The 5579-nt window shown below is 73.1% G+C and carries 4 protein-coding genes and 2 pseudogenes; 4 read left to right on the top strand and 2 right to left on the bottom strand.

The features are described 5' to 3' along the window. Positions 1 to 42: 42 nt before the first annotated feature. The gene (gene gndA, locus BZL64_RS31825; protein ID WP_086772599.1) at positions 43 to 1482 is read right to left on the bottom strand and encodes an NADP-dependent phosphogluconate dehydrogenase; all 1440 of its coding nucleotides are present in this window, start codon (positions 1480 to 1482) and stop codon (positions 43 to 45) included. A gap of 297 nt (positions 1483 to 1779) precedes the next feature. On the opposite strand from gndA, the pseudogene BZL64_RS42265 reads away from it, so the two are divergent. Next, positions 1780 to 2461, top strand: a pseudogene (locus BZL64_RS42265) (transglycosylase family protein); the annotation flags it as partial. Between the two features lie 131 nt (positions 2462 to 2592). Continuing rightward, positions 2593 to 2997: pseudogene (locus BZL64_RS42260) on the top strand (M23 family metallopeptidase); the annotation flags it as partial. Here the strand turns inward: BZL64_RS42260 and BZL64_RS31815 are convergent. Further along, a complete protein-coding gene (locus BZL64_RS31815; protein WP_086772597.1) occupies positions 2987 to 4183 on the bottom strand; it encodes a DMT family transporter in 1197 nt (398 codons plus the stop codon). The pseudogene BZL64_RS42260 and the gene BZL64_RS31815 sit on opposite strands and share 11 nt — an antisense overlap. A gap of 227 nt (positions 4184 to 4410) precedes the next feature. Between BZL64_RS31815 and BZL64_RS31810 the strand changes: the two genes are divergently transcribed. Continuing rightward, a complete protein-coding gene (locus tag BZL64_RS31810) occupies positions 4411 to 5169 on the top strand; it encodes a (2Fe-2S)-binding protein (RefSeq protein ID WP_086772600.1) in 759 nt (252 codons plus the stop codon). Positions 5170 to 5221: 52 nt separating this feature from the next. Next, positions 5222 to 5579, top strand: a 358-nt coding sequence (locus tag BZL64_RS31805) for a glycosyltransferase (protein WP_143663364.1), incomplete at its 3' end; no start/stop codon positions are given.

Below are 5579 nucleotides of genomic sequence, written 5' to 3'. Positions count from 1 at the left end.
GCCGCGAACCCGCCGCGAACCCGCCGCGAACCTCCGGGAAGGCTAGGCCGAGACCTCCGACCGGTCCCCGCCCCACAGCGTGTGGAACGACCCGTCCCGGTCCACCCGCCGGTAGGTGTGCGCCCCGAAGAAGTCCCGCTGCCCCTGCGTCAGCGCCGCGGGCAGCCGCTCGGCACGCAGCGCGTCGTAGTAGGCGAGCGCCGCCGCGAACCCGGGCGTGGCCACGCCCTGGAGCGTCGCGGCGACCAGCACCTCGCGCCACGCGTCCTGCGCCGCCCCGATCTCGGCGGCGAACGTCTCGTCGGACAGCAGGCTCGGCAGGTCGGGACGGGCGTCGTAGGCCGCGCGGATCCGGTCGAGGAAGGCCGCCCGGATGATGCAGCCGCCCCGCCAGATCGCCGAGACGGCGCCGAGGTCGATGTCCCAGCCGTACTCCGCGCCGCCAGCGGCGATCTCGTGGAAGCCCTGCGTGTACGACACGATCTTCGAGGCGTACAGCGCCTGCTCCACCCGGTCCGCGAAGGCCTGCGCCTCCGCCCGGCCCAGCGCGGCCGGCTTCGGCCCGGACAGGCCGAGCGAGGCCTCCCGCAGCGCCGCGTGGCCGGACAGCGACCGGGCGAAGACGGCCTCCGCGATGCCCGACACCGGCACCCCGAGGTCCAGCGCGATCTGCACCGTCCAGCGGCCGGTGCCCTTCTGCTCGGCCTGGTCCACCACCACGTCCACGAACGGCTCGCCCGTCGCCGCGTCCACGTGCGACAGCACCTCGGCCGTGATCTCGATCAGGTACGAGTCCAGCCGGCCGGTGTTCCAGGTGCGGAAGATGTCCGCGATCTCGGCCGGGGAGTACCCGCCGACGTCGCGCAGCAACTGGTACGCCTCACCGATCAGCTGCATGTCGGCGTACTCGATGCCGTTGTGCACCATCTTCACGAAGTGCCCGGCCCCGTCAGCGCCGACGTGCGTCACACAGGGAGCCCCGTCGGCCGCCTTCGCGGAGATCTTCTCCAGCATGGGGCCCAGCGACTCGTACGACTCCGGGGAGCCGCCCGGCATGATGCTCGGGCCGAGCAGCGCGCCCTCCTCGCCGCCGGAGATGCCTGTGCCGACGAAGTGGATGCCGCGCTCCCGCAGCTCGCGTTCGCGGCGCCGGGTGTCCGCGAAGTGCGCGTTGCCACCGTCGATGATCATGTCACCGGGCTCCAGCAGCGGCGCGAACTCCTGGATCACCGCGTCGGTCGGCTCGCCGGCCTTGACCATGACGACCAGGCGGCGAGGGCGCTCCAGCGCCGCCACGAACTCCTTGGCGGTCTCGGCCGCGATGAACTCGCCCTCGCCGCCGAACTCCTCCACGAGGGCGTGGGTGCGCGCCGCCGTCCGGTTGTGCAGCGCGACCGTATAGCCGTTGCGGGCGAAGTTGCGGGCCAGGTTGCGGCCCATGACCGCGAGTCCCGTGACGCCGATCTGGGCTGAGTTTGTCATCCGGTTGGCTCCTCAAGAATCTTTGGCTCGTCGGCCCGGTGATCCGTGCGTGACGCCTACGCGTCGGCGCCGGTCCCGTCCCGTTGCACATCCTGTCGCGTCGCCCCGTCCACCGCACGCGCTGGACACGCGAAGTCGCCCACCTGGATACGGACACAGGGCCCCGCCCGACTCAGGTGTCATGCAACAGACCCGTCATCCGGCCGAGTTGAGCCAGTGCGGCTGATACTCGCCTTGTCACGGCCAGTGAGCGGACCGTACTTTTGCCCCTCCTGACGCATGTCGAGGGGGATCTCCATGGCCGTACGCGGCCGGCACCGCCGGTATCAGCCGAACAGGATCAACCGGGCCTCGCTCACCGTCACGGCGGGCGGTGCCGGCATGGCGATCCCGCTCATCGGCGCCGGAGCCGCCCAGGCGGCGGACGTGGACACCTGGGACAAGGTCGCCGCCTGCGAGTCGACCAACGACTGGAACATCAACTCCGGCAACGGCTACTACGGCGGCCTCCAGTTCACCCAGTCCACCTGGGAGGAGTACGGCGGCACCCGGTACGCGCCGCGCGCGGATCTGGCCACCAAGGATCAGCAGATCGCCGTGGCGGAGAAGGTGCTGGACGGTCAGGGGCCGGGCGCCTGGCCCGCCTGCTCGGTGCGGGCGGGACTGACCGCCGGCGGCGACGCCCCCGACATCGAACCGGCCGCCGCGTCCGCGAAGTCCGCCGGCACCAAGCCGGCCACCACCCTCAAGGACGTCCAGCCGCAGAGCACGCCCCAGTCGCGGGCGGGCACCGCCGAGATGTACACGGTCGTGCGGGGCGACACCCTCTCCGGGATCGCCGACGAGAAGGACGTACGGGGCGGCTGGCAGCGGCTGTACACGGCGAACCGGACGACGATCGGGACCGACCCCGACCTCATCGTTCCCGGCCAGCGGCTGAACCTGCGCGGCCAGGCCGCCACCAAGGCCCCGGCCACCAGAACTCCGGGCACCACCACGGAGCGCGAGGCACCCGCGCAGAAGAAGACGACCGGGAAGAAGCCGGCAGAGAAGAAGGCCACCGAGCACAAGTCGCCGGAGAAGAAGACATCGGAGAAGAAGTCCGCCGGCCGTTCCTTCGCCGCCCCGGTCGACGCCGGTCTCGGCACGCCGTACCACGCGACGGGTTCCTCCTGGTCGAAGGGCTACCACACCGGCGTCGACTTCCCCGTGCCCACCGGCACGTCCGTGAAGTCCGTCGCCCCGGGCACGGTGGTCAGCGCGGGCTGGGGCGGTTCCTTCGGCTACGAGGTGGTCGTGCGCCACTCCGACGGCCGCTACTCGCAGTACGCGCACCTGTCCGCGATCTCCGTGCGGGACGGCCAGTCCGTGGGCGCGGGCCAGCGCATCGGCCGCTCGGGGTCCACCGGCAACAGCACGGGCCCGCATCTGCACTTCGAGGTGCGGACGGGGCCCGGGTTCGGCTCGGACATCGACCCTCTGGCCTATCTGCGGGCCGGCGGCGTCAGGATTTGATGCGGACCCGGTGCCGGTCGAGCACCGGCATCGGGATGTACGGGCCGCCGTAGAACGGCCCGTACAGCGGCAGCGGGACGGGCGCGGGAGCCGGCACGAGCGGCTCCTTCGCCTTCTCCTCCCGCGCCACCGGGGCGGGCACGGGCACATGGTCCGCCACGGTGGCGGTCACCGCCGGGGCGGCTTCCACGGCCGCCGGTCCGACGGGCCGGTCAGGTGACGCGAGGAACAGCCGCTGCGCGACGCGGTCGCCAGCAGGCTCCGGAAACACGGCGACGAGGTCGGCCACCGGCGCAGCGACGCCGGTGGGGACCGTACGCGTCTCCTCGGGCCGCGCGCCTGTCGTCTCCGGCCGGGTGCTCGCCAGCCGCTCGGTCGTCAGCAGGATCAGGCCACCGGCCGCCACCACACCGCAGCTCAGGGCGAGCGCGGTGCCCGTGGTGCCGTAGCGGAAGGTCTCGCCGAACATCGTGATGCCGACGGCGGCCGCCACGACGGGGTTCACCACGGTCAGCGTGGCCAGCGGGGCCGCGAGGCCCGCGCCGCGGTAGGAGGCCTGCGACAGCAGCATGCCGGCCGTGGCCAGGACGCCGATCACCGCGAGGGAGGGGACGTCGGCCGCCGAGACGCCGCCGGTCCAGTCGACCGCGACGGTCTTGGTGAACACCGACGACATGCCGAACGCGATGCCGGAGCCGGTCGCCAGCAGCATGCTGCGCACCGCCGGGTGCCGGTGCGCGGCCCGGCCTGCGACCATCAGCGCCACCACCGCGCCGCCGGTGACCACGGCCGCGCCCACCCGCTGCGGGGTGCTCAGCGACTGCGCGTCGGCCGCGCCGACGAGGGAGAGCAGACCCGCCAGACCGATGGTCGCCATGATGGCGCCCCGCCAGGCCGTCGCCCCGGCCTTGCGGCTCACGAACATCGCCGCCATCGGCAGCGCGAACACGATGGTCAGCGCGCCCAGCGGCTGGACCAGACTGAGAGGACCGTAGGCGAGCGCCACGACGTGCAGCAGGCCGCCGAGTCCGTTCAGTCCGACCGCCGCCCACCAGCCGGGCCGCCGCAGCGGGGCGTAGTGCTCGTCGGGGGAGGACACCGCGACCTGTTCCTGCACGATCGCCCCGGCCGCGTACGCCACGGCGGAGACGAGCGACAGGACCACGGACAACGCGAGGGCGCTCATGAGCTGCTCCTCTGCGTGAAGCGGGGCCCCGGGGCCCGGCGCGGCGAACGGTCGGCTCTCATTCCCAACACGATGCCTTGTGGATCTGTTCCCGTCGTCGTCCCTGAGCACGCAATGGGTCCTACTACCGATGGAGTACGAAACGCCCTCAGTCCTCCCCAGGGTGGGTGATGAGCCAGGGATCCCCCTGACAACGACCCCTAACCGCCTTGGTACTACTGCACTTCGTGGACCTCGACCCCCAACTGGCGGCCCTGCGCCCCCTCGGCGGCTTCTTCGCCCTGAACACGACACCGCCCCCCGGCGCAGGACGGGAACCGGCCCGGCCCCTGCCGACGCTCGCCCATGCCTACGCCGCCGCATCCGCCGGCGTGCACAGCGACCCGCTGGGGCTCCGGACCGGCAAGGTCGCGCGTGCCCTGCGCACCGATGAGTCGCGCGTCGCCGCCTCCGTGGCCCAGCAGGGACTGGCGGCGCGGCTGTGGTCGGTCGCGCTGGGCTGCGCCGTCCTCTACGACCACCAGCCCGACCTGGCGCCGGGGCTGCTGCGCTGGGACCCCGAGGGCGGCGCCCCGGACGACCTGTGGCTGACGGAGGTCCGCGCCTGCGGCCCGGCGGACGCGGAGACCCTGGCGGTCACCGTCCTGCACGGCCACCTCGAACCGCTGGCGGCGGCCCTGCGCGCCCGCCACCGTCTCGCCCCCGGTCTGCTGCGCGGCAACGCGGCCTCGGCCCTGGCCGGCGCCGCCCGTCAACTCGACGCGTGGGCGCGCGCTCACGACCGCCCCGACGCCGCGGCCCGCTCCCGTGACCTGACCGCCGGACTCCTCGCCCACCCCCTCCTCGCCGGCACCGGAACCCTCACCGGCACGGCCTTCCGCCGCCGCAGCTGCTGCCTCTACTACCGCGTGCCCGACGGCGGGGTCTGCGGTGACTGTTGCTTCGTACGACCCCCGCGCTCTTCCCCACGCGGCCCGTCTGGGTGACCATGAAGGGGACCGGCCTTCACGTACGAACCCAGGGGGTTGCCGGGTGCGAGTGGGACTGCTGACCCGGGAGTACCCCCCGGACGTGTACGGCGGGGCGGGCGTCCACGTCGAGTTCCTGGCCCGTGAGTTGCGCGAGCTGGTCGATCTGGACGTGCACTGCTGGGGCGAGGGCCGCGCGGAGGGCGTCCGGCGCCACCGCTCCTGGTCCGCCCTGGACGGTGCCAACGACGCGCTGCGCACGTTCTCCGTGGACCTGGCCATGGCCGCCGCGCTGGAGGGCCGCGAACTGGTCCACTCCCACACCTGGTACGCCAACCTCGCCGGTCATCTCGCCAAGGAGCTGTACGGCGTCCCGCACGTGGTGACCGCCCACTCGCTGGAACCGCTGCGCCCGTGGAAGGCCGAGC

This window comes from Streptomyces bobili (assembly GCF_002154575.1).
In the GTDB taxonomy this organism is placed as follows: Bacteria; Actinomycetota; Actinomycetes; order Streptomycetales; family Streptomycetaceae; genus Streptomyces; species Streptomyces bobili.
The sequence above is the reverse complement of the archived record's forward strand: the minus strand, read 5'-3'. Positions and strand labels throughout refer to the sequence as shown.